Consider the following 246-nt stretch of genomic DNA (forward strand, 5'->3'; position numbering starts at 1 on the left):
GAGCATCATCATCTGGTGAACTCAGATTAACCCCCATCACTTCCAATCTAGAAATGACCTGGATCAAGTCAACTACTGAAAGAGACGTTTGATCGACTTGTTGGTAAAAATAATTATAATTGTCCAATACATTAGTATTTCCAATGTCAACTGCCCGATCCGCGTGTTTAGGATCCGTCAATAATAGTTTAAAAATTTTATCGCCTTCGATATTCAAGCGTAACTTGTATTTGTCGGCTTCATTGG

General features: G+C 37.8%; 1 protein-coding gene. It reads right to left on the minus strand.

The window, feature by feature from the left end; all coding sequences use genetic code 11:
- A partial coding sequence (locus tag QP363_RS13365; protein ID WP_284764848.1) for a hypothetical protein occupies positions 1-217 on the minus strand: 217 nt, incomplete at its 3' end.
- Between the last annotated feature and the right edge of the window lie 29 nt (positions 218-246).

Origin of the sequence: Corynebacterium sp. UMB6689 (genome assembly GCF_030215295.1) — a bacterium.
Classification (GTDB): Bacteria; Actinomycetota; Actinomycetes; order Mycobacteriales; family Mycobacteriaceae; genus Corynebacterium; species Corynebacterium aurimucosum.